We start from the raw sequence: 24,147 nt of genomic DNA on the forward strand, positions 1-24,147 counted from the left end.
CCAGAGACACAAGAGGCAAGGGGACACGATGAACAAGGTGACGGTACGGGGACGCGGTCTGTGCGGGGCAGGCACGCGTCGCTTGATGATCGGGGCGGGCGTGGTGCTGGTCAGTCTGCCGGCACAGGCGGAAGACGCGACGATGGTGCTGGATACCCAGCGGGTGACGGGGCTGCGCCTGTATGACATGGCGTCCAGTGAGCAGAGCGGCGGCTACAGCGTTGACGCTGCCACGGTGGGCTCGAAGGTACCGGCCTCGCTGCGCGACATTCCGCAGTCGGTGAGCGTGGTGACCCATGATGCCATCGAGGACCAGAACTTCATCACGCTGGATCAGCTGGCGGCACGTACGCCAGGCGTGCGGGTGCTGAACAATGACAGCGGTCGCTCGTCGATCTTCGCGCGCGGCTATGAATACGATGCCTACAGCATCGATGGGCTGTCCGCGCCGATGTCGAGTCTGACGGGCTCGGTGCCATCCCTGACTGCCATCGACCGGGTCGAGGTCATGCGTGGGCCATCCGGTCTGTTCAACAGCACCAGTGAGCTGGGCGGGGTCATCAATCTGGTGCGCAAGCGCCCGACCGATACCTTCCAGGGCGCCATCAGCGGCAGCGTCGGTACGCTGGAAGACCGAAGCGTCAGTGTCGATCTCTCCGGGCCCATCGATGAGCAGGGCCGCATCCGTGGACGCCTGGTGACCCGCTCCACCGAGCAGGCGCAGTGGGTGGATGACAACGACAACACGCTGAATGATTTCTATGGCGCGCTGGAAGTCGACCTCGATGAGAACACCGAGCTGTCATTGGGGGTGATCCACAACACCAAGGACATCAGCGTCAATCAGGGTCAGCCGGTCGATGGTGACAACAACTTCACCTATGGCCGCCGTTCGGCATTCTACGGCGCGGACTGGAACAGCTTCGAGAGCGATGCCACCGATGTGATCGCCGAGCTGACCCACCGTTTCAGCTCACGCGGCTATGGTCGACTGGCGGCGCGCTACAGTGATCGCAATGCGGATTACGAGTACGCCTACAGTGGCTCGGCACTGAGCGATACCGGCGACTTGAGCAGTGTCGCGGGCTATGCCGGTTTCACCGATGAGACCTCGGTGAGCGTGGATGCCAGCTACACCCAGGGCTTCGATGCCTTCGGCAACCAGAACGAATTCGTGGTCGGGGTCGATTACAAGACATCGGACTCGGATACCACCGCGGCGCGCACCGGCAACCTGACCGGCTCCAGCGCCAGCATCAGCGAGCTGAACAACCTGGCCTATGTCGACATACTCGGCAATGCCCGGGATGGCGTGAGCGGCTACAGCCTGTCGCGCACCGAGACCACCCTGGAAGAGCAGGGCCTGTACGGCAAGGTGACACTGCGGCCCGTGGCACCGCTGGCAGTGATACTGGGCGCGCGCGTCAGCCAGTTCTCGGCCGAGACAGAAGACAAGCTCAATGGCGGCAGTAGCGACATGCAGGACACCGCCGTCACGCCCTATGGCGGACTCGTCTATGACCTGGACGCCGACCACTCCCTCTATGCCAGCTACTCCAGAGTCTTCGAGCCGCAGACCCGCGAAGGCGAGGATGGCGACCTGATCGACCCGCGCGAAGGCGAGCAATACGAGATCGGGATCAAGGGCAGCTATCTGGATGGCGCACTGAATGCGCGTATCAGTGGTTTCCAGTTGACCGACAATCACCGTGCTGCCTCCTCGACCGACGGTAGCGTCAGTTACTCGGTGGATTCCGGCAAGATGCGCATCACCGGTGCGGAGCTTGAACTGGCCGGCAACATCACGCCGCAGTGGGATGTCATCTTCGGCTACACCTACATGGATTCCGAGGTGCTGGAGGCCGGCAGCTCCGATGCACTGCTGATGCTGATGCCCAACAACATGGTCAATCTGTGGACCCAGTATCGCTTCGAGGGCAACCTGCTGGATGGCGTTTCCGTCGGTGCCGGGATGACGGCACTGAGCGATTTCGACAGCACCCAGGGCACCATCCAGGCACCGGGCTATGCGGTGTTCGATGCCATGCTCGGCTATCAGTTCACGCCCAAACTCAGTGGCCAGCTCAACGTTTACAATCTGTTCGATCGTGAATATTACGTGCGCGCCGGTTCCGCCAGTGTCTTCAACTTCGTGGGACGTCCGGCCAGCGCCGTCGCGACCCTCAAGTACGAGTTCTGAGCATGACACTCGCCTTTATCTCTAAAGCACGCTTCAAGGATTTCACGCCACCGCTCACCACCGGCACGGCGCCAGAGGGTACCGGCGGTGGCGAGGATTTCCTCGCCTATCTGACCCAGGCTCTGCCGCCTGCACTGGCCTCACGCTATCCGCTCGATCTCGAGCGGCCTGCGCTGGTCGGCCACTCACTCGGCGGCCTGTTCGCGCTCCATGCCCAGCAGAAGGTGCCCGAGGCCTTCGGGGCCATCTTCGCGATCAGCCCTTCGCTGTGGTGGCGGCAGGAGAATGACCCGGCCAGCTGGCCGCTGCGTCTTGCCTGCTCCGAGGCGGCGGGCCCGGTGTACATCGCCGCTGGCGGGCGCGAGCAATCGCCGCAGCCCAGGCGACAGGACCCTGAACGGGACAGGCTGCGTGTCCAGCGCGCGATGATCGACAACGCACATGAGCATGCACGCCAGCTGCGCGAGCACTGTCCGCAGGTAGCCGTCCAGTGGCGACTGTTCGAGGGCGAAGACCACGGCAGCGTGATGTGGCCCGCCGCGCGGGCAGTGATGGAACGATTGATGAGGCCACGCTGATCTTACATCACCGCACGTACCGCGAGGAACAGCACGGTCGGGGCGAGCAGGATGCCCAGGCCGGTGTAGAAGGTGGCGGTCATCGCGCCGTAGGGAACCAAGCGGGCATCGGTGGCGGCAAGGCCCGCCGCGACACCGCTGGTGGTGCCGATCAGGCCACCGAAGATCATCGCGGAGCGCGGATTGTCGAGCCCGATCAGGCGCGCCGTCATCGGCGTGGCCACCATGGTCAGGATCGACTTCACCAGGCCGGCGGCGATCGACAGCGCGACCACTTCGGAGCTGGCCCCGAGCGTGGCACCGGTGACCGGGCCGACGATATAGGTGACCGCGCCCGCACCGATGGTGGTGATATCGACAGGATCGGTATAGCCGAAGGCGATGGCGACACCACCACCGGCGACGAAGGAGATCAGCACGCCGACGAACAGCGCGATGACACCCCGAAAGCCGGTCTGACGGATTTCCTTGAGATTGACCCCGTAGGCGGTGGCGATGATCGCGAGATCACGCAGCATGCCGCCCCCCATCAGGCCCAGCCCCGAGAACAGCGTGACATCCGAGAGCCCCTTGCTGCCGCCGGTGGTCGCGCCACCCACGTAGGCCAGCACCAGGCCGAGGATGATGGCGATGGCGGAGCCGTGCAGCTTGCCGCGTGTCAGGTTGTTGCTGATCCAGTAGGCGACATACATCGCCAGTCCGATCACGGCGAAGGCAGCGACCAGATGATACTTGTCGAACAGGTGGACGAGTGACTCGATCATGGGTCAGCCCTCAGTGTTTGTGAGCAGGAGTGGGGGAGGCATGGCGACTGCGATCCAGCACCGGGGCGCCTGTCGTCACTGAGGTTCTGGTGGGGCGGTTCTCGTCGGGCAGGGGAGCCTCTTCCAGTGCGGTTTCCGGCCGCTTGCCGGTCAGCAGGGGCACCAGTGCAAGCCCCAGCACCACCGCCAGCACGCCCGCGACCAGCGCGACCATGCCGCCGCTGAAGGCCGCGACCACGTTCTGGCTGGCGGCCATCGCGACCACGATGGGGATGTACATCGCGTTCCAGAAATTGATGCCGCTGGAGGTGCTGTCGGCCATCTTGCCGCGGTCCTTCAGCACACCGGTGATGAAGATGAGCAGCAGCATGGCGATGCCGACACCGCCGAGATTGGAATCGATATTGAGCATTTCTCCGAGCAGATCACCGATCACGAGACCGGCCATCATGCACCCTGCCAGCAGGGCAACTCCGTAGATCACCATGGCGTATTACCTTCTTGTTGTTGTGGTGAAGTGGTGGTGAAGCAGTGTGGCGTCTTGTCGTCTATCTGATGTGTCCTTGCAAGGAATCGGGGTGAGTGAACCCACCGACATGACGTGATGGCGTCACGCCATGCCGGTGGCACGAAGGTGTCGGGTGTCAGGCCTGACAGTGGTGGCTCAGCCGTGTGAGCGGGCCGGCTCAGGGGCAAACAGCTGTGCATATTCCTCGCGCAGCTGTTTCTTCTGCACCTTGCCCATCACGTTGCGCGGCAGGCCATCGATGAAGAACACGCGCTTGGGCTGCTTGTAGCGGGCGAGCTTGTCGCTGAGGGCGGCAAGCACCGCCGCTTCATCGAGACTGCCCTGGTGGCCGGCCTGCATGACCACCACCGCGCAGACACCTTCGCCGAAGTCCGGGTGGGGCACGCCGAACACCGCCGATTCGTTGACGCCGGGCATGTCATCGATCAGCAGCTCCACCTCCTTCGGGTAGATGTTGTAGCCGCCGGAGATGATCAGGTCCTTGTCACGGCCGCTGATGCACAGGTAGCCATCGGCATCGATATGACCGAGATCCCCGGTGATGAAGAAGCCATCCTCGCGGAACTCGCTGGCGGTCTTCTCCGGCATCTTCCAGTAGCCCTTGAAGACGTTGGCACCGCGCACCTCGATCAGCCCTGTCTCGCCACGCGGCAAGGTGGCACCTGTCTCGCGGTCGGTGATGCGGACTTCGCTGCCGGGCAGCGCCATGCCCACCGTGCCGGGACGCCGCTCGCCGTCGTAGGGGTTGGAGGTGTTCATGTTGGTCTCGGTCATCCCGTAGCGCTCGAGAATCGCGTGGCCGGTGCGTGCGCTGAATTCGCTGTGGGTCTCGCTGAGCAGCGGCGCTGAGCCCGAGACGAACAGCCGCATGCCGGCGGTCGTCTCGCGATTGAGGCGCTCGGATTCCAGCAGGCGGGTGTAGAAGGTCGGCACGCCCATCAGCACGCTGGAGCGTGCCATCAGATCCAGAATCTGCTCGGCATCGAACTTCGGCAGGAAGGTCATCGAGGCGCCCACCGTCAGCACGATGTTGCAGGCCACGAACAGGCCGTGGGTATGGAAGATGGGCAGGGCGTGGATCAGATGGTCATCACGGGTGAAGCGCCAGGTCTCGGCCAGCGCCTGACAGTTGGAGGCCAGATTGGCGTGGGTCAGCATCGCGCCCTTGCTGCGCCCGGTGGTGCCGGAGGTATAGAGGATGGCAGCGAGGTCATCGGCGGCGCGCGGCTCGACCTCGTAACTTGCGCTGCACTGACGCGCCTGCTTCATCAGAGTGCCGTCCTGCTCGGTGCCCAGGCTCTCGACACGCGGCACATCACATTCCTTGCCCAGCGCGCGTGCCGTCTCCAGCACCTTGGGCTGGCAGACGTACAGGTGCGGGCCGGCGTCGCCCAGGAAGTAGCGGATCTCCTCGCCGGTGTAGGCGGTATTCAGCGGCAGATAGACCGCGCCGACCTGCAGGCAGGCCAGATACAGGATGACGGTCTCGCAGCTCTTGTCGATCTGCACCGCGACGCGGTCGCCCGGTGTCACGCCCAGCTCGCGAAGTGCGGTGGCCATCTGACCGGCGGCGCTGCGTGCCTCGGCGAAGGTGTAGCCGTGGCCTTCGACGGTATCGAGGAAGGTGGCATCCGGGCGCTCATCGAAGTTGCGCGCGAATTGCAGATAGAGGTTGGCGTGGTTGGCGTGAGGCATCGTTGGCTCCAATGGCGTTGTTCTTGTAATGAGGCGTTGTCTTGTCATGAGGACAGGGTATCGCTTTCCTTCCTGGCCTCGCGCTTCGGCGCCTTGGCCAGCTCCTTGTTGGCTTTCGACTCCTTTTTCACCTCACTGCTGCACACCACGCTGTCGTTGCGGCTGAAGGCCTCGTGGTTCTGCTCGATGCGGTGCGGCTCATAGAGGTAGTTGACCATCAGGCCGTGGGCCTGCTGGCGGCCATTGGGGGAGGTGTCACCCGGCCAGTTGAGGCGATGCAGGCTGGCACCGTTGCCGAGGTGGAAGCGGGCGACCGGGTCCATCGGCTGGCCGCTGCGGTGCTTGACGTTGACCAGGTAATGGGCGGCGAGGGCGCGCAGTTCCGCTGCCATCTTCTGCTGGGCCTCCTCGTCATTCATCCAGTCGTCGTGCTGCAGGTGATGGGCCAGCAGCTCGGAGACTTCCAGGCCTTCCTCATCACGCGCGCGTGTCAGCCACTGACTGAAACCGGGCACCGGCGAGAGGGTGACGAAGCGGCTCAGATTGGGCAGTTCGCGTTGCAGCTCCTGCACCACCTGCTTGATCAGGAAGTTGCCGAACGAGATGCCTTTCAGGCCCTTCTGGCAATTGCTGATGCTGTAGAAGACGGCGGTGTCCGCCTCGCGTTCGGTGGTCTGGCCGCTGTTGGCGAGCAGATGCTGGATGTTGTTGGGCACGCCCTTGCACAGCGCCACCTCGACGAAGATCAGCGGCTCATCGCCGATGGCCGGGTGGAAGAAGGCGTAGCAGCGGCGGTCCTCGGGGTCGAGACGTCCGCGCAGGTCGCTCCAATCCTGAATGGCGTGCACCGCCTCGTAGCGGATGATCTTCTCCAGCACCGCCGCGGGGGTGTTCCAGTCGATGGCCTCCAGCATCAGGAAGCCGCGATTGAACCAGGAGGCGAACAGATGCGCGAAGTCGGCATCCAGCGGCTTCAATTCCGGATGCTGCTTGATGAGCTTGAGCAGGTCGGCACGCATGCGCACGATTTCATAGGTGCCGCCGGGGCACAGGTTCAGGCGGCGCAGCAACGATTGGCGTCTGGGTTCACTGGCGGCGAACAGCGCACTGAGATTGGCGTTGTCCGGGGAGTCGCGATAGGCCGCGTAGGCAGCGTGGATACGGTCTTCATCGGCGGCGTAGTGCTCGGCCAGCAGCTGGAAGAAGGCGAGACGCTGCTCGTGATCCAGCTGCTGATAATCCTCCAGCGCCCGCTGGGCCATCATGATGCGCGAGGCTTCACCGCTGCTCTCGGTGAGGTTGTGGCAGCTCTCGGTCAGGCGGGCGAGGGCGGTGTCTTCATTGCCGGCGCCGGGCGAGAGGCCAACCTGCTGACGGGCACGCTGGCCGACATGGGTCAGCAGATCCTGCAGAAAACTCAGATTGATGTTCATGGCGGTTTTGCGTCGCCTTGTTGTATACAACAGATAGGCGCATCGTGTGGTAGCGTCAAGGAATCCCATGCATGACTAGACTAAAGTCAGTTTCCTGCACGGCCACTTCCCCAGTACAAGGACGACGATGATGATCAAGATGTCTCATGCGCAACGCCTGCGAGACCTGCTGGAAGATGCCATCGTCGAAGGGCGCTTCCCGCCGGGCACCAAGCTCGACCCCGAAGCGCTGGGCCGCGAGTATCAGTGTTCCCGCACGCCGATCCGCGAGGCGCTGCAGCAGCTGGCGGCCTCCGGCATGGTGAAGGTGGTGCCCAAGCGCGGCACCTTCGTGACGCAGCTGGGCGTCTCGGAGCTGGTGGAACGCTTTGAAGTCATGGCGGAACTGGAAGCCATGTGCGGCCGACTCGCCGCGCGGCGCATCACCACGCAGGAGCTTTCGGAACTCAAGGACGCCCACGCCGCCTGCCGAGAACGCCTGGAAGCCGACGACGCCAATGGCTACTACTACGAGAACGGCCTCTTTCATCACTGTCTCTACCGCGCCAGCCACAACGCCTTCCTCACCGAAGAAGCCACGCGACTGCACGCCATCCTCAAGCCCTATCGCCGCCTGCAACTTCACGTCCGCCACCGCATGCACAGCTCCTACGCCGAACACGAAGCCATCGTCGCCGCCATCGAAGCCGGCGATGCCACTGCTGCCGAGCAAGCGCTGAAGGATCACGTGCATATCCAGGGGGAGAGATTCACCGATCTAGTGGCGAATATTGAGAGATTGCATGAAAGAGCGCCTCACTCAACCCTTATACAACTGATTGAAGCCTTTCACGCTGAATCCCTTCAGGAACTGATCGCCAATCTTCAGGACAGGCACGCTGCGAAAGCCGGTCTTGGCGAATTCCTTCTGTCCCGCAGGGGATCTGACATCCACCAGGCGGAAGCCGATCTTCTGCTGCTCCAGATACTGCTTGGCTGTCTGGCAGTGAGGGCAATTCGCCATGCTGAAGAGTGACACCCGTTTCATTGCTGTTGCTCCCGTGTTGATCGATCCCGCGTGTTGTAGGCACCTGGCCTGAGGTGATGGCGTGAGGTGATGGCCTGAGCCGTCGGCTTTCTCTCATACCACCAGTCGCTTTCGCGCTATACCAGCTCTTCGCGCATCAGCTCTCCACAATGCACTCCCAAAAGATCAGCCCTTGCGAGGGATATGGCTCATTGCATGTTCCGCCAGGGCGGTGATGGTCAGGCTGGGATTGACGCCCAGGTTGGCAGCGAGCATCGAGCTGTCACAGATCAGCATGTTGCGGTAATGGAAGACGCGGTTCTGGCCATCGCAGACGCCGTCCTCGGGGGAGGCCGCCATGGCGGCACCGCCCATGCAGTGCGCTGTGGTCGGGATGTTGAAGAGTATCTCGGGGATGCTGCTGCCGGGGATGGCGCCGATGGCCTTGGCGCCACGCGTGACGAAGTCATTCGCCTCGGGGATGAAGGTGGGAATGTGCTTGCCCTCGGTGACCAGCGCCTTGCGAAATGGCCAGTACCACAGGCGTTTGAGCGTCATGTCGAGGTGGCCCTCTGCCGTCTGCATGCACAGGAAGATGATGGTCTCCTTCGCGAAGCCCCACGGCAGCTGGAATCTCAGCGCGCGCAGTGGATTGGCAAGGAAGAGCTTCGCCATCGCGCTCAGCCAGGAAAAAGGGCGTGTCCAGCCGGGCTTGCCCCTGGCCATCGCGGTGAACAGCAGCCCCATGAAATCGGAGCCCGCCGGATAGCGCGTGGCTTCGATATGGGTGTGCTCATCGATATGGATGCCGGAGCCGATGGCGATGCCTCGGGACATGTCATCGCGACTTCCCGGCATGCGACAGCTGATCAAGGACTCCGCATTGGTGCGCACCCGCTTGCCCAGCGCATCCGAGAGGTTCGGCAATGCGCCCTTGTCCTTGAGGCGGAACAGCAACTCCTGGGTGCCGAGCGAGGAGCCAGCGAAGACGATGGACTGACAGGTGACACGGCGCTTTCCCAGACCAAGATAGAGCCCGGCAAAGGTGGAGGGCACCGTCGTCACCGCATAGCCATCGGCCCCATCCGTCTTGCCATTGAGCGGCACGACATCGATCACCTTGGTCTCGGCGTGCACCTGGGCACCGTGCTTCTCGGCCAGATACAGATAGTTCCTGTCGAGTGTGTTCTTGGCGCCATGGCGGCAACCCATCATGCAGCCACCGCAGCCGATGCAGCTTTTTCGTTCAGGCCCTTCGCCATCAAAGTAGGGGTCTGGATGGGGGCTACCGGCGTCGGGCGTGGCGCTTTCGCCCTCGGGGCCGAAGAAGATGCCGACCTCGGTGGGGTACCAGGTGTCCTCACAGCCGGCGACCGCTGCCATGCGTTTCAGGGCGTCATCCGCCGGTGCGATGATCCGATTGGTCGTCACGCCGAGCATCTTCTGCGCCGTGGCGTAGTGCTCTGGCATCACCGCATGCCAGTCATTGAGCCCCGCCCACTGGCCGTTGTCCCAGACCTTGTCAGGCGGCACCAGCAGTGTCTGCGCATAGGTGATGGAGCCGCCGCCCACCGCGTTGCCATGCAACACGATGACGTGACGGAAGAAGCTCATGGTGAAGAAGCCGCGCAACCCCGGCATCGGCCGCCACAGCCAACGGCTCAGACGCCAGTTGGAGCGCGGCATGTTGTCCGGCGTCCAGCGCTTGCCCTGTTCCATGACCGCCACGCGATAACCTTTCTCGGTCAGGCGATGCGCGCACACCGAGCCGCCAAAGCCCGAGCCGACGATCAGGTAGTCGTGGTCGTGCTCGTGCTCTTGATAGTGCTTGAGCTGTTGCGCGATCAGGTCAACGAAACCCTGGCGGTCGATATCGAACAATACCTTGGCGTTGTGCGGCTTGCCGGTGAGCTGGTAACGATCGACCACCGTCATGCCCTGGGTATGCTCGCCCTGTGTCTCGACCCCGACCCAGCACTCGACAGCGGTGAACAGCTCAGGCTTCAGCAGCCAGGCGATGGTGCAGGGGTCATGCAATGGTGCACCGCTGAAGCCCCACTTGGGGTCACGGTGGTAGATCATGAAGAAGTCGAGCAGCTCGGCGACACACTGGGCGACGGGATTGTCGATGGCGCGGATACGCTCGATATCCTCATCCATGATCTGCGCCTGATGGGTGACATCCAGCCCGCACATCACGATGGGCAGGCCGGACTTGAACACCATGTCGGCGGCTTCGGGGTCGACGAAGATGTTGAACTCTGCGGCGGGGGTCCAGTTGCCGACACCTGCCGCGCCCCCCATCAGCACGATGCTGTCGATCTTGTGGTGTAGCTCCGGGTGGGTTGAGAGAAACAGCGCGATATTGGTCAGCGGGCCGGAGGGCACCAGCGTGACCTTCTGCTCACAGGCACGGACCTTCTCGGCCATCAGCTCGATGGCGCTCTGCGTGACGGGGGCGAAGGCGGGGTCCGGCAGTTTGGGGCCATCCAGGCCACTTTCGCCATGCACGCTGTCGGCAATGATCAGCTCACGCGCCAGCGGTTTCGGCGCGCCACCGGCGACCGGAATGTCATGCCGCCCCAGCAGGGTGAGCACGCGCAGCGCGTTGTTGAGGGTCTTGTCGGGCGTCTGATTGCCGGCGCTGGTGGTGACGGCCAGCACGTCGAGCGCGTCTGAACTCAGGGCCAGAATCAGCGAGATGGCATCGTCGTGGCCGGGATCACAATCGAGAATGATGGGGCGCGGCATGCAGCAGTCCTTGTCGTGAGTCGTATTGTTGTCGTGACTTGCCTCAATCAGCCTTTCCTTTATGCCTGAACGCAAAACGACACGCCATCCTTGCGAAGGGCGTGTCGTCTCCAGCACTTCCACCGGCTGGGCGCCGGGCACGTAGTACTGACCGACGATGGTGCTGGGCACCGACTGGATACCGGCGTTGCGCAGCGCTTCCTGCTGGGCGGCGACTTCCTGCTCGCCCGCGCCGGATTCGAGGAAGGTCAGCGCCTGTTCGACGCTCAGATTCTCATCGTGCAGGCTTGCGATCTCGGCCAGCACCTGACGGTCACCCACATCCTTGCCATCGTGGAAGTAGGCGCTGAACAGCGCCTCCAGCAACGGGCGCTCCGCCAGGCCCACGGACTGCTGGCGCCAGACGATGCGCTGGGCATCGGTGGAGTTGGGCGTGCGCTCCATCAGGGCGTGGCGGAAGGTGACGCCGCTCTGCGCGCCTGACTGGGCCACCTGGGCATCCAGCTCCGCGCCACGCTCGACACTGCCGAACTTCTGCGCTCGGTAGTCGACCCGCAGCATGCCTTCACGTGGCACCCACGGATTGAGCTGGAAGGGCAGATAGCTGACGCGCACTTCATCCTTGAAGTCGAGTTGCGCGATGGCGTCATCAAGATGACGCTTGCCGATCCAGCACCAGGGGCAGACCACGTCGTAGGCGACCTGGATATCGAGCTGTGACATGGGGATTCTCCTGCTGATCTCTCACGCGCTCTTCAATGGGAGCCTAGGGCCATCTTGAGAGCACGTCGGAATGATTTTGAGCAATCGCTCATCAGTGTCTTGCCATCCTAGAGATTTTGGGCCTGGGACGCTACCGAAAACGCCCTGGCCGATCATGTGTCATGACCGGACAGGGCGTTCGTGTTCAGCGCTAATAATTCAGTACTTGGAGTTCAGCTCACTGCACCGGACTCAGCAACTCAATCAACCCAGCGCCTTGCGTAGATCCGCCAGCGCGCGGATATCGTCCGGGCCGGTGCGGCAGCAGCCACCGATGGCCGTGGCACCTGCGGCCAGCCAGCGTGGTGTCCAGCCGGCGAGGTCATGGTCGTGGTCAGAGCCGTGGCCATCAGAATCTACCGAGACGGCGCAGGCGGCGGACCAGGTCTTGGTGACCGGGTCATAGACCTCACCGGAGTTCGGGTAGATGACGATGTTCTTGTCCGTCTCGCCGCGAATCTCGCGCACCAGCGATTCGATGTGCTCAAGCGCGGTGCAATTGACGCCGATGGCGACCACCTGCTCGCAGTCGTCGATGGCGCGCACGGCCTCTCGGATCGGCGTGCCGTCGCTCAATTCGGTGGCGTTGCGCGCGCTGAAGGCGATCCAGGCACGCGCCGTGGGGAAGTCATCGCGCAGCAGGTCACACACGGCCTGGGCTTCCTCGGCACACGGCAGCGTCTCGACGGCGAGCACGTCCGGTTTGGCATCCAGCAGCGTGGCGAGGCGGGCACGGTGGAAGTCGCGCAGGCCGGCGCGGTCCAGCGCGTAGCCGCCACGGTATTCGCTGCCATCGGCGAGATATGCGCCATAGGGGCCGACGGAGGCCGCGACCAGCGGCGGGCAGTCCAGGCGCTCCGGGTGTGCGGCCAGGTACTCGCTGCGGGCCTGGGCGGCCAGGGTGACAGAGCGCTGGATCAGCGCGCTGGCCTGGGTCTCGCTCAGGCTGCGCGCCATCAGGCCCTCGAGCGTGGCCTGGTAGCTGGCGGTGGTGGCGACATCGGCACCGGCCTCGAAGTAGGCGCGGTGCACATCGACGATCGCCTGCGGCTCATCGGCCAGCACCCTGGCCGACCACAGCGAGTCGTTGAGATCGAATCCGGCACGCTCAAGCTCGGTGGCCAGGGCGCCATCGACGATCAGGAAGGGCTGCTGGGCGGTGATGGCGCTCAGCGGATTGCGGGTGGCATCAGCGGGCATCGAGGGCCTCCTGCGGGGTCGGAGTCGGGGAATTGGCGGCGTCGGTAGACGAGCGATGGGTCAGAAAGTGGACCAGATAGCACAGCGCCACGAAGGGCACGCCGAAGTAGAGCGCGATGCGCTGGTTGGGGTCAAAGGCGATGCCGATGCAGGCCAGCGCGCAGAACAGGAAGGCGGCAATCGGCACGATGGGGTACAGCGGCGCGCGGTAGGTCAGCTCGCTGGCGCTGTGGCCGGCCTTCAGCCACTGGCGGCGGAAGCTGAACTGGCTGGCGGCGATCGCCATCCATACCAGCACCACGGCAAGCCCGGAAATCGACACCAGCGCCAGATACAGGGTGTCCTCGGCATAGACGCTCGAGAGCAGCGACAGCAGACCGCCGAGCATGGTGATCAGCAGCGCGGGCACCGGAATGCCACGTTGATTGACGCGGCTGAACACGCGGGGCAGCGTCTTCTGGTCCGCCAGGGTCCACAGCATGCGCGAGGCGGCGTAGAGACCGGAATTGGCCGCCGACAGCAGCGCGGTGATGATCACGAAGTTCATGATGTCCGCCGCGTAGGGGATGCCGGTGAGCTGGAAGACCGCCACGAAGGGGCTTTCCTTGAGACCGGCGCTGTCCTGCGGCAACAGGGCGGCGATGACGATGATGGTGCCGATGAAAAAGATGATCAGTCGCCACAGGGTCGCGCGGATCGCCAGGGGCACGTTCTTCTCGGGATTCTCGCTTTCGCCGGCGGCGATGCCGATCAGCTCGGTACCGGAGAAGGCGAAGCTGACGGCCAGCAGTGTCATCAGGATCGGCATCACGCCGTGATCGAACACCCCCTCCTGCAGGATGCGCGTGACGCCCGGCGCCTCGGTATTGCCCGAGAGTGACGTGAAGCCGAACATGGCGGCGGCGCCCACGGCGATGAACACGATCACCGCGGCGACCTTGATCAACGACAGCCAGAATTCGGATTCGGCGAAGAAGCGTGCCGAGACGATGTTCATGCCGAACACGATCAGCGAGAAGAGCCCGCACCAGATCCAGGGTTCGACATCGGGGAACCAGCGCCCCATGAACACGGCGGAGGCGGTGAATTCCGAGCCCAGTGCCACGGCCCAGGTCAGCCAGTAGAGCCAGGCGACGGTGTAGCCGGTGGCCGGGCCCAGATACCGGGTGGCGTGGGCACTGAAGGCGCCGGGTTCGGGGTGGTGCACGGCCAGCTCGCCGAGACACATCATCACCAGATAGACCACCAGTCCGCCGATCAGATAGGCGAGTACCGCCCCCGCCGGACCGGCCTGTTGAATGGTATAGCCGGAGCTGAGAAACAGGCCGGTGCCGATGACACCGCCGAGGGATAACATCACCAGGTGGCGCTGCTGCATGCTGCGTTTGAAGTCGTGGGCGTTGCTGTCAGTCATGGTAGGGGTCACTCGAGGTGCTGCCGATGAGAAAGGCAACCGATCAGACGAGGCTTTCCAGCGCCTTCTCGACGATGTCGAGACCTTCTTCCAGCACTTCCGGCTCGACCGTCAGCGGCACCAGCACGCGAATGGAGTTGGAGTAGAAACCACAGGACAGCAGGATCAGCCCCAGCTCCTTGGCCTTGGCACACACGGCCGCCGTCGCGGCGGGGTCCGGCTTGCCATCGGCGTCCACCAGCTCGAAGGCCGCCATGGAACCCTGGTTGCGTGAGTGCGCGACATGCGCGAAGCGTTCTTCCCACTGGGCGAAACGCGCGGCCAGTTGCTCGCCCATCTGGGTGCTGCGCTCCAGAATGTTCTCTTCGCGGATGACGTCGATGACGGCCAGGGCCGCGGCGCAGGACAGCGGGTTGCCGCTGTAGGTGCCGCCCAGCGACCCCGGGCCGGAGGAATCCATCACCTCGGCGGTACCGACGACGGCCGACAGCGGCATGCCGTTGGCTAGACTCTTGGCCATGGTCATGATGTCGGCTTCGACGCCGCTGTGCTCCATCGCGAACAGCTTGCCGGTACGCGCGAAGCCGGACTGCACTTCATCGGCGATCAGCAGGATGCCGTGCTCGTCACACAGCTCACGCAGCGCGGTGAGGAAGCTCGGCGAGGCGATGTAGAAGCCGCCTTCGCCCTGCACCGGCTCGATGACGATGGCGGCGGTGCGGTGCGGTGCGATGTCAGTCTTGAACAGGGTGCGGATGGCGTTCAGGGACTGCTCTTCGCTGATGCCGTGAATCGGGTTCGGGTAGGGCGCACGGAAGATGTCACCCGGCATCGGGCCGAAGTCGTTCTTGTACGGCAGCACCTTGCCGGTCATCGCCAGGGTCATCATGGTGCGGCCGTGGAAGGCACCGTCGAAGGTGATGACACCGCTGCGGCCGGTGGCGGCACGTGCGATCTTGATGGCGTTCTCGACCGCTTCCGCGCCGGAATTGACCAGGAGAGTCTTGCGTTCCGGGCCACGCACCGGCGTCAGTTCGGCCAGCTTCTGGCTCAGTTGCACGTACGGGGCGTAGGAGATGACGCCCGCGGCAGTGTGCATGACCTTGTCGAGCTGCGCCTTGACGGCGGCGACGACCTTCGGGTGACGGTGACCCAGGTTGAGCACGCCGATACCGCCGGCGAAGTCGATCCAGCGGTTGCCGTCCGCATCCCAGATCTCGGCGTTCAGCGCGGTGTCGGCGAACTGCGGCGTGGCGGTGACGGCACCCTTGGCGACGTACTTGTGCTTGAGGACGTCGAGTTGTTCGTTGCTCAGCTTCAGAGACCGCCGATGCAGACGTACTTCAGCTCGGTGAACTCTTCCAGACCGTGGTGAGACCCTTCACGACCCAGACCGGACTCCTTGATGCCGCCGAAGGGCGCCAGCTCGGTGGAGATCATGCCCTCATTGACCCCGACCATGCCGTATTCCAGCGCTTCCAGCGTGTGCCAGATGCGACGGTAGTCGGTGGCATAGAAGTAGGCGGCCAGGCCGAAGGGCGTGTCATTGGCCATCGCGATGGCGTCTTCATCCTTGTGGAAGCGGAACACCGGTGCCAGCGGCCCGAAAGTCTCCTCATCCGCCACCACCATCTCGGTGGTGACATCGGCCAGCACGGTGGGCTCGAAGAAGCTGTGGCCCAGGGCGTGCGGCTTGCCACCGGTGACCAGGCGCGCGCCCTTGCCGATGGCGTCATCGACGTGGCTCTGCACCTTGCTGACGGCAGCGCCGTTGATCAGCGGACCGATGGTGTTGCCATCGACCAGGCCATCGCCGACCTGCATGGCGGCGACCCGCGCCGCGAGCTTCTCGACGAAGGCATCGTAGACGCCGTCCTGGACGAGGAAGCGGTTGGTGCACACGCAGGTCTGGCCGGCATTGCGGAACTTGGAGGCGATGGCGCCGTCGACGGCGGCATCGACATCGGCGTCATCGAAGACGATGAACGGCGCGTTGCCGCCCAGCTCCATGGCGGTCTTCTTGACGGTGGAGGCACACTGCGCCATCAGCGTCTTGCCCACCGGGGTGGAGCCGGTGAAGGAGACCTTGCGGATGCGCGGGTCGGTGGTCAGCACTTCGCCGATGGCGATCGGCTTCATGGCGGTGACGACACTGATCAGACCTGCCGGCAGGCCGGCTTCCAGCGCCAGATCCGCCAGTGCCAACGCGGTCAGCGGCGTGGCTTCGGCCGGCTTGATGACCACGGCACAGCCTGCGGCGATCGCCGGCGCGCACTTGCGGGTGATCATCGCCAGCGGGAAGTTCCACGGCGTGATGGCTGCCACCACACCGATGGGCTCGCGCAGCACCATCAGGCGCTTGTCGGCACCGTGGGACGGCAGGGTCTCACCGGCCATGCGCTTGGCTTCTTCGGCGAAGAATTCGATGAAGGAGGCGCCATAGGTCACCTCGCCACGCGATTCCGCCAGCGGCTTGCCCTGTTCCAGGGTCATCAGCTGGGCGAGGTCTTCCCGGTGCTCAAGCACCAGGTCGAACCAGCGGCGCAGCAGCGCAGAACGCTCCTTCACCGGCACCTTCTTCCAGGCGTTGCCGGCGATCTCGGCGGCGGCGACGGCGTCACGGGTATCCTCGGCGCTGACTTCCGCGACACGGGCCAGTTGCTCGCCAGTCGCCGGATTGGTCACGTTGAAGGTGGTACCGGTCTCGCGGCGCTCGCTGCCGATCAAGGCAGGGACGAAGACGTCGCGGCTGTTCTCCGAGTTGACGTAGCGCTTCAGGAAGTCGCTGGTCGGGAGTGCAATACGGGACATGTGGAGCTCCTCTGGCGGTCTGGCGTGCAGTGCATTCATTGAGTGGACAGCTGCTCAGTGAGCGGTGAAGGCCGGTGCCATGATGCGGTCGCTGTATTCACGGCCGAATTGCTTGAGGGCGATGGCGTACATCACCAGGCCCAGTGCCATCCAGGCGCCGAAGATCATCCACTCGGTGCCGGTCAGTGCGGAAGGGCTGCCCGGCAGGTACAGACAGGCCATGGCGAAGGACAGCAAGATGGCCAGCACACCGCAGAGCTTGCCGTGACGCACGCGGAACGGACGCGGCATGTCCGGCTCACGGATGCGCAGGATCAGGAACGAGATCGCGACGAACAGATAGGCGATGACGATACCCAGCCCGCCGGCATCCACGATCCACACCAGTGCCGGACGACCGAAGAAGGGCGCGATGCAGGACAGCAGGCCGATCAGCAGTACGGCGTTGGTCGGTGTCTTGTGTTTCGGGTGCAGCTTGCCGAGGGCGGCCGGCAGCATGCCGGCATGCGCCAGGGCGTAGATGGCGCGCGAGCCACCGATGTAGAAGGCGTTCCAGCTGGTGATGATGCCGGCGATACCTGCCAGGATCATCAGCTTGCTGGCCCAGGGCGTGTTGAACAGTGCCTGCATGGCATCCGGCACGCTCAGTGAACTTGCCAGCAGGGAGTCGTGATCCAGTGCCAGGCTGGTGGCCAGGATGATCAGGGCATACCACACCACTGCCAGTACCACGGACATCATCAGCACCTTGCCGATGGCGTTGTAGGGAAGATTGATCTCTTCGGCGGCCTGGGGGATGACATCGAAGCCCACGAACAGGAAGGGCACCAGCACCAGCACCGCGATGATGCCAGCCGTCACGCCACCCTCAGACTGGGTGAACAGCGGCGTCATGTTGGCGACATCGCCTTCAAACAGTGCACCGGTCACGAACAGGACACCGGCGATCAGGATCACGCCGGTCACGACTTTCTGCAGCAGCGCTGCCGTGGTGATGCCGACGTAGTTGATCGCCATCATCGCCAGAGACCCGCCGACACCGACGGCGACCCAGGTGGCCTTGACGTCCCAGCCGGCGATGGTCCACATGTGACCGACGGCATAGCCGGGTGCGAGGTTCTCGATGACGGTCGGCAGGGCCACCGCCTCGAAAGACACCACGCTCAGGTAGCCGAGAATGATGGTCCAGGTGCACAGGAAGGACGAGAAATGTCCCATGGCACGGTAGCTGTAGACGTGTTCGCCACCCACCTTGGGCATGGCGGCGGCCAGTTCGGCATAGGTCAGGCCGATCAGCACGACGGCGATGCCGCCGATGATGAAGGCGATGATGGCACCGATGCTGCCGGCATTCTGGATCATGCCACCGGTCAGGACGATCCAGCCCCAGCCGACCATGGCACCGAAGGCGAGGGCCAGAACGTCGCCGCGGGCGAGGACTCTGACAAGTTGTTCTGCAGGGGGAGTTGTTTGGGTCATGGGGCTGTGAGCATCAGTCAGTAGGCAGCGCCTGAGGGACACGCTATCAGCGCCAACTGTTCAGGCGAATAGACCAATTGAGCGTTTGACTGGACCAATCTTGGTGGACTGCGGATAATCAGGGATGAATGGGCGCTGTACCCCGCCAGCCAGGCTGGTTGCTCACGTGATCTATGCAGCGTATGGACGTTATGGCTACATGAACGATATCGGGAGACCTGCATGGAACTGGCCACGCTTGAGCCATTGATCGAGTGCTATCGCCGCCAGTCGCAGGCCCTGGGCAAGCAGGTGCGGCTGGAGCAGGCATTGCTCGAGATGATTCGTGAGCAATGGCCGGTGGGGGTACGTCTGCCTGCGCATCGCAAGCTGTGCGAGGCTCTGGGCGTGGCACGCAACACCCTGTCATTGGCCATCAAGTCGCTGATCGAGGAAGGCTATTTGCACACCGGGCAGGGTCAGGGCACCTGGACGCGCCGCCCGCATGCGCACGCCGGGTGCTGGGCGGGCAGGGTGCCAGCCTGATCCAGAGTGGCGCCTTCGTGCCGGGCATTCCGGATATCGCGCGCTTTCCGATGCGCAAGTGGCGTCAGCTGTATGCCAGCGTCACGGTGCCCCACAACGCGTTGCTGCTGTCGTATTCCAGCGGTGGCTATGGCCCGCTCAAGCGGGAGATTCGGGATTTTCTGCGCCGCTGGCGCAACATCGATTGCGATACCCAGCAGATCATCATCACCGAGGGCACCCACCACGGCATCGAGCTGTGTGCGCTGGCGCTGGCGGACGCCGGCCAGCAGGTGGTGATGGAGTCTCCCTGCTACTGGGGGGCACGCAATGTCTTTCTGGCCGCCGGACTCGAGACCCAGCTGATTCCCTGGCGGCCCCGGGATGACACGGATGACACCGCCGATGCCCCGGGCCACGAGCTCGCCCTGCTGGCGCGTCGCCCGGTGCAGATCGCCTATTTCACCGGCTCGCATCACTATCCCTTGAGTGTTCCTACCTCACGGCGTGACAAGCTGGCGCTCTGCGAGGCCTGTCAGCCCGCCTATATCCTCGAGGATGACTACGAGTTCAGTGGCGATGACCATGATCAGCTGCTGTTTGACCCGGACGCCGACAATCGCCTGTTGGTGGGCTCGTTCTCCAAGCTGATGTTTCCTGGCCTGCGGCTGGGCTATCTGGTGGTGCCTCGCGCGCTGGCCGGGCCGATGAATCGGCTGCGCAGCGAGGTGTTTCGCGAGGGGCGCATGCTGGATCAGGCGGTACTGGCGCAGTTCATCGCCGATGGGGATCTCGATGCCTGGTATCAGCGCATCCAGCGCGATTATCTCGGCCGACAGCAGGTGGTGCATGACCAGCTGTGTCAGGTGAAGGGCGTGATCAGCGTCTCGCCGCCCTCGCGCGGCATCAGCCTGTGCGTGCAGTTCGCCCCCGAGATCGATGACAAGCGTGTCGCGCAACTGATGGTCAAGGAACATCTGATCGTGCGGCCACTGAGTATGGTCTGCAGCAGCGAGGACTCGCGGCGCGGCCTGGTGCTGGGGGTCGGCATGCTGGCGGGCGAGAGTCTGGTCAGTGAGGTGGCCCGCCTCAGACGCACGCTGGAGAGCATATTGACCATGCGCGACATCTGGCCAGCAGGGCGAAGGCGTGATATCGACACTGAACGCGAGTGCTACTTTGCCTGCTGCATGCGCTCGGTCAGCTTGCGGAATTCCTCACGCATGGCGCTGTTCTCGAAGCTGGTGGCAACCGGTACCTGCAGGCCGGCGAGGGTATCGAAGGTCTTGACGCCCTGGCGGATCAGGTCGGCGACATGCGCGCTGAGCTTGACGGTGCGATAGGTATTGGTCGCCACTGCAAGCTCACGCTGGCTCTTGGTGAGCGATGTCTTGACGCGGTCGCGCTGCTCGCTCACCAGCGAGCGATACAGGTTGATCGTCTTGAGCGTCAGCGCATTGGCGCGGATGTTGTTCTCCAGACTCTCACGTGAGCCGCCTTGCTTGATCAGCGTCCGCGCATCCCGCGTGGTGGCTTCGGCTTCGTCGGCGAACCCTTGCAGCTGCGGCAATACCTCGTCATCCACGCGGGCGATGAAGTCCTGCTGCATGGTGACGATCATGCGGTGGAGCATGACGACCATGCCGTAGTAGCGACGCGCGTACTCCAGATTCTCGCCACTGTCGCGGGTCAGCTCGGCGAGCTGCTGGGCCACCGACTTGATGCTGGCGAACACGACACTCATGGTCAACACGTCGTCGCCGACCACCGAGGACAGCCACACCTGGACCTGGTCCGGCGTCAGGGTGATGCCGATCTCCTCGAGCCGCGCGGCCAGCTTGCCTTCCAGCGTGGTCAGCTCGCCTTGATAGGCGGTGATGTTCTTCTCATGCGCGGCGATCAGCAGGTCATAATCGCCGCGCGTGCTGGCGGTGAATTCGCGCAGGGTATCGGTAGGCGTGAAGCGGGTCAGCGTCGAGACCTCGGTGTCGGGCGCCAGGATACGCTTCTCCTTCAACTCGGAAATCTCACGGCGCGATTCACGTATCTTGTCCTCGACCTGTCGATAGGTGCTGCGCAGTGTCGAGAGTTGTGGCACGTCGAGGGCCTGCATGGCTTCCTCGATCATCTCGTCCATATCGCTGCGCGCGGAGGCCTGATCGCGGCTGATCCAGGCCTCTTCCGGCAAGGTGTCCATCTCATCGAAATAGCCGACCGCCTTCTTCAAGGTGGCGAAGGCTTCCGGCTGGTCAAAGTGCATGTCGTCGGCTGCCAGGGCGATAAGCATGGCAGCGCAGAGTAGCAAAATCGCTGACAGGCGTCTCCGAGTTCGCGTCGCGCCAGGCGTGCTCAGTGAGGCTCATAGGCCTCGGGCTTGCCGGTGGCGGGGTCGATGCGGTCCAGCGACGGGCCACGATAGTGGTCCATGATCAGCGCCACCGCTGCCTCGCCGTACTGCGCGAACCAGAAGTCGCCCATGCCCTTGAGGCGCTGGATATTGGTGACGCTGATGTCGTCCATCGCATCGTCAGGCGCCCTGGGCAATCCCGGTTGCGGGCGCATCTCGGCGTTGACGCGGATGTAGCTGCCCGGCGGCGAGATGGTGATGGCCTGATAGCCGACGACCTTCTCGTCGGAGAGCACGTCGATCAGACTGCCTTCCAGCATCCACTGCACCGCGCCCCAATGCTGGGAATCCGGGCCGTTGATCTTGCGCGTGCGCGTCCCGGTACCGATCGACAGCACGCGCCGGGTGTCCTGCGGCCACAGTCGACAGGCCTCGGCGATGGCGCACATGGTCGGGTTGTTGGCGATCACGCCACCATCGATCAGCCAGGTCTGCTCATTGTCCGTCCCGAGTTTCATGTCGCGGGTCGGGAAGTAGGTGGGCGCGGCGCTCGAGGCATCCGCCACCTGCCAGGCCAGCAGCTTGTGGTGCTCGCACTTGCTGGACTTCAGCACATGCGGGCGGCGTCTCTCGATCCCGTAGGTGACGACGAGGACCTGCTTGCCGTCAGGGACATCCCGGAGCTTGGCCTGGCCGAGATGCTTCTTGAGCATCGCGCTCTTGCCTTTGGCCTCGTACCTGGGCGCATTGATGCCATCGAGTTCGAACCAGCCACGATTGTCGACGAAGATCTTCCTGGCATTGGTTGCGCTGTAGAGCCCGTTGATGTCTTCGAGGCTCATGTCGGTGGTAGCCAGCGCCAGCGCGATCAGGCTGCCGGTAGAGGTGCCTGCGTAGAAATCGACGCAGGCGCGCAGTGTGGTCTGATGGTCGCGCTTGAGTGTCGCATCGACATGCATCAGAAACCGGGCGGTAGCTGCCCCACGTATGCCGCCACCATCCAGCGAGAGAATCAGCTTGGACATGCAGGCCTCCTGCAGCGCGAGTGACGTTCGTGATCAGGTGTTGAGCACGACGCCACCATTGAGGTGGATCGTCTGTCCCGACATGTAGCTTGAATCGTCGCTGGCCAGATAGACGTAGGCCGGGCCCATCTCGCTGGGTTGCCCGGGGCGCTCCATCGGCACCTGCTTGCCGAATTCGGCGACCTTGTCATCCTCGAAGCTGGCGGGGATCAACGGGGTCCAGACCGGGCCGGGGGCCACGGCATTGACGCGGATGCCGCGGTCCATCAGCGTGCCGGACAGCGAGCGTACCAGCCCCTGGATGGCCCCCTTGGTGGCGCTGTAATCGATCAGGCTGTCATTGCCCTTGAAGGCGTTGACCGAGGAGGTGGCGATGATGGAGTCGCCCTTGGAAAGATGCGGGACGGCGGCCTTGATCAGATAGAAGTGACTGAAGAGATTGGTCTTGAAGGTGCGTTCGAGCTGCTCGTCATCTATCTCGGTCACGTCATTCCAGTCGTACTGCTCGGCGGCGTTGTTGACCAGGATGTTGAGCTTGCCGAATTCCTCCAGCGTGCCTTCTATCACCTTGCGGCAGAAGGCCGGGTCACCGATGTCACCGGCGATGCGGCTGGCCTTCTGACCTTCGGCCTCGATCAGTCGGAGGGTTTCCTCGGCGTCCTTTTCCTCGCTGCCGACGTGGGTGATCATGCAGTCGGCCCCTTCGCGCGCGAAGTGGACGGCGGCGGCGCGCCCGATGCCGCTGTCGCCTCCGGTGATGACGGCGACCTTGCCCTTGAGCTTTCCGCTGCCCTGATAGCCTTCTCGGATATATTCGGGGCGAGGCTGCATGCGATGTTCATCACCCGGTTGATGATCCTGATGCTGCGGGGGTTGTAGTTGACTCATGCTGTCACTCCTTGTCCGTGAATCATGAATCTCTTCTAGCCTGGATATGCCATGAAACGTTTTGTGCTGCTCGATACCGCCCCGATCCCCGGTACCACGGATTCGCTCTGTCTGTTCGAGTATGGCGAGGACTTCGTCATCAAGATCGAGAGCGGCAAGGGGGGGCAGCTGATGAATACCCGCATGCATGGCTCGGAAGACGCGCTGGCAGAGATTCCTGCTGGCCTGCTGAAGAGTCGCGGAACGCCGTCGGCGCCGCAGCGTGTCCTGATCGGCGGTCTGGGCATGGGCTTCACGCTGGCCTCGGCGCTTGCGCACTTCAAGGCAGATGCCGAGGTGGTGGTCGCCGAGCTGGTGCCGGGCGTGATCACCTGGAATGACGGCCCGCTGGGGGCCAAGGCGGGGTATCCGATCCGCAATCCGCGCACGACCGTCGAGAATCGCGATGTGGCCGAGGTGCTGCGCGAAGCACCTGGCGGTTTCGATGCCATCATGCTGGATGTGGACAATGGCCCGGAGGGGCTGACCGCTGACGACAATGATTGGCTCTACAGCGCGGAAGGGCTGGCGGTATGCGCCAGGGCACTGCGTCCTGCCGGCATTCTGGCAGTGTGGTCGGCCACGGCCGATGCGCGCTTCTCTCAGCGTCTGTCGCGGGCCGGTTTCAAGGCCGAGGCGCGTCAGGTGTATGCCCATGGCACGTCCGGAGCCAGGCATACGATCTGGATCGCACGTCATGTCGGACGTTCAGCGACCTCCGA

The 24,147-nt window shown here is 63.7% G+C and carries 17 protein-coding genes and 1 pseudogene; 6 read left to right on the forward strand and 12 right to left on the reverse strand.

Annotation, left to right across the window (positions count from 1 at the left end):
* The first annotated feature begins 28 nt into the window (after positions 1 to 28).
* Together CU110_RS07490 and CU110_RS07495 are read left to right on the forward strand one after the other, a co-directional pair.
* Entirely contained in the window at positions 29 to 2,200 is a 2,172-nt protein-coding gene (locus CU110_RS07490; protein ID WP_084208589.1) for a TonB-dependent siderophore receptor, read from the forward strand.
* A 2-nt stretch (positions 2,201 to 2,202) separates the two neighbouring features.
* Positions 2,203 to 2,778, forward strand: coding sequence for an alpha/beta hydrolase-fold protein (locus CU110_RS07495; RefSeq protein WP_127735265.1), 576 nt, complete (start codon positions 2,203 to 2,205; stop codon positions 2,776 to 2,778).
* Between the two features lie 2 nt (positions 2,779 to 2,780).
* Here CU110_RS07495 and madM read toward each other — a convergent pair whose 3' ends face one another.
* The 4 genes from madM to CU110_RS07515 form a co-directional block, all read right to left on the reverse strand.
* Positions 2,781 to 3,542, reverse strand: coding sequence for a malonate transporter subunit MadM (madM, locus tag CU110_RS07500; RefSeq protein ID WP_084208591.1), 762 nt, complete (start codon positions 3,540 to 3,542; stop codon positions 2,781 to 2,783).
* A 10-nt stretch (positions 3,543 to 3,552) separates the two neighbouring features.
* Positions 3,553 to 4,029, reverse strand: a complete 477-nt coding sequence (gene madL / locus CU110_RS07505; RefSeq protein WP_127735268.1) for a malonate transporter subunit MadL — start codon at positions 4,027 to 4,029, stop codon at positions 3,553 to 3,555.
* Positions 4,030 to 4,206: 177 nt separating this feature from the next.
* Complete coding sequence (locus CU110_RS07510; protein ID WP_084208592.1) at positions 4,207 to 5,766, reverse strand: malonyl-CoA synthase; 1,560 nt, start codon at positions 5,764 to 5,766, stop codon at positions 4,207 to 4,209.
* A gap of 44 nt (positions 5,767 to 5,810) precedes the next feature.
* Positions 5,811 to 7,199 carry a malonyl-CoA decarboxylase gene (locus CU110_RS07515; RefSeq protein WP_127735271.1) on the reverse strand — a complete coding sequence of 463 codons (1,389 nt, stop codon included), beginning with the start codon at positions 7,197 to 7,199 and terminating at the stop codon, positions 5,811 to 5,813.
* A 130-nt stretch (positions 7,200 to 7,329) separates the two neighbouring features.
* Here CU110_RS07515 and CU110_RS07520 point away from each other — a divergent pair, with 130 nt between their 5' ends.
* On the forward strand, positions 7,330 to 8,214 hold the full coding sequence (locus CU110_RS07520) for a GntR family transcriptional regulator (RefSeq protein WP_346427180.1): 885 nt from the start codon (positions 7,330 to 7,332) through the stop codon (positions 8,212 to 8,214).
* A 177-nt stretch (positions 8,215 to 8,391) separates the two neighbouring features.
* Here the strand turns inward: CU110_RS07520 and rihA are convergent, their stop codons facing one another.
* The 6 genes from rihA to CU110_RS07555 all read right to left on the reverse strand — a co-directional run bounded on the left by rihA (position 8,392) and on the right by CU110_RS07555 (position 18,622).
* Positions 8,392 to 11,679 carry a pyrimidine-specific ribonucleoside hydrolase RihA gene (gene rihA / locus CU110_RS07530; RefSeq protein ID WP_127735274.1) on the reverse strand — a complete coding sequence of 1,096 codons (3,288 nt, stop codon included), beginning with the start codon at positions 11,677 to 11,679 and terminating at the stop codon, positions 8,392 to 8,394.
* 243 nt (positions 11,680 to 11,922) lie between these two features.
* Positions 11,923 to 12,918: a homocysteine S-methyltransferase gene (gene mmuM / locus CU110_RS07535; protein ID WP_127735277.1), complete on the reverse strand. Its 996-nt coding sequence runs from the start codon at positions 12,916 to 12,918 to the stop codon at positions 11,923 to 11,925.
* Positions 12,908 to 14,332, reverse strand: a complete 1,425-nt coding sequence (locus CU110_RS07540) for an amino acid permease (protein ID WP_084208601.1) — start codon at positions 14,330 to 14,332, stop codon at positions 12,908 to 12,910. Before CU110_RS07540 ends, mmuM begins: the two co-directional genes overlap by 11 nt.
* Before the next feature lie 43 nt (positions 14,333 to 14,375).
* Complete coding sequence (gabT, locus tag CU110_RS07545) at positions 14,376 to 15,647, reverse strand: 4-aminobutyrate--2-oxoglutarate transaminase (protein ID WP_084209701.1); 1,272 nt, start codon at positions 15,645 to 15,647, stop codon at positions 14,376 to 14,378.
* Between the two features lie 2 nt (positions 15,648 to 15,649).
* Positions 15,650 to 17,143, reverse strand: a complete 1,494-nt coding sequence (locus CU110_RS07550) for an NAD-dependent succinate-semialdehyde dehydrogenase (RefSeq protein WP_084208602.1) — start codon at positions 17,141 to 17,143, stop codon at positions 15,650 to 15,652.
* A gap of 54 nt (positions 17,144 to 17,197) precedes the next feature.
* Positions 17,198 to 18,622, reverse strand: coding sequence for an APC family permease (locus tag CU110_RS07555; RefSeq protein ID WP_084208603.1), 1,425 nt, complete (start codon positions 18,620 to 18,622; stop codon positions 17,198 to 17,200).
* A gap of 222 nt (positions 18,623 to 18,844) precedes the next feature.
* On the opposite strand from CU110_RS07555, the gene CU110_RS16820 reads away from it, so the two are divergent.
* On the forward strand, positions 18,845 to 19,147 hold the full coding sequence (locus tag CU110_RS16820) for a GntR family transcriptional regulator (protein ID WP_240665521.1): 303 nt from the start codon (positions 18,845 to 18,847) through the stop codon (positions 19,145 to 19,147).
* Positions 19,120 to 20,469 (forward strand): PLP-dependent aminotransferase family protein, encoded by a 1,350-nt coding sequence (locus CU110_RS07560; protein ID WP_240665522.1) that lies wholly within the window; start codon positions 19,120 to 19,122, stop codon positions 20,467 to 20,469. Before CU110_RS16820 ends, CU110_RS07560 begins: the two co-directional genes overlap by 28 nt.
* A 1,006-nt stretch (positions 20,470 to 21,475) precedes the next feature.
* Here CU110_RS07560 and CU110_RS07570 read toward each other — a convergent pair.
* Together CU110_RS07570 and CU110_RS07575 are read right to left on the reverse strand one after the other, a co-directional pair.
* Complete coding sequence (locus CU110_RS07570; RefSeq protein ID WP_084208605.1) at positions 21,476 to 22,498, reverse strand: patatin-like phospholipase family protein; 1,023 nt, start codon at positions 22,496 to 22,498, stop codon at positions 21,476 to 21,478.
* Positions 22,499 to 22,531: 33 nt separating this feature from the next.
* Positions 22,532 to 23,386, reverse strand: coding sequence for an SDR family oxidoreductase (locus CU110_RS07575; RefSeq protein ID WP_084208606.1), 855 nt, complete (start codon positions 23,384 to 23,386; stop codon positions 22,532 to 22,534).
* A 51-nt stretch (positions 23,387 to 23,437) separates the two neighbouring features.
* Between CU110_RS07575 and CU110_RS17940 the strand changes: the two are divergent.
* Positions 23,438 to 24,118 (forward strand): annotated as a pseudogene (locus CU110_RS17940) (hypothetical protein); the annotation flags it as partial.
* Positions 24,119 to 24,147 lie beyond the last annotated feature (29 nt).

This window comes from Cobetia sp. ICG0124 (genome assembly GCF_004006355.1).
In the GTDB taxonomy this organism is placed as follows: domain Bacteria; phylum Pseudomonadota; class Gammaproteobacteria; order Pseudomonadales; family Halomonadaceae; genus Cobetia; species Cobetia marina.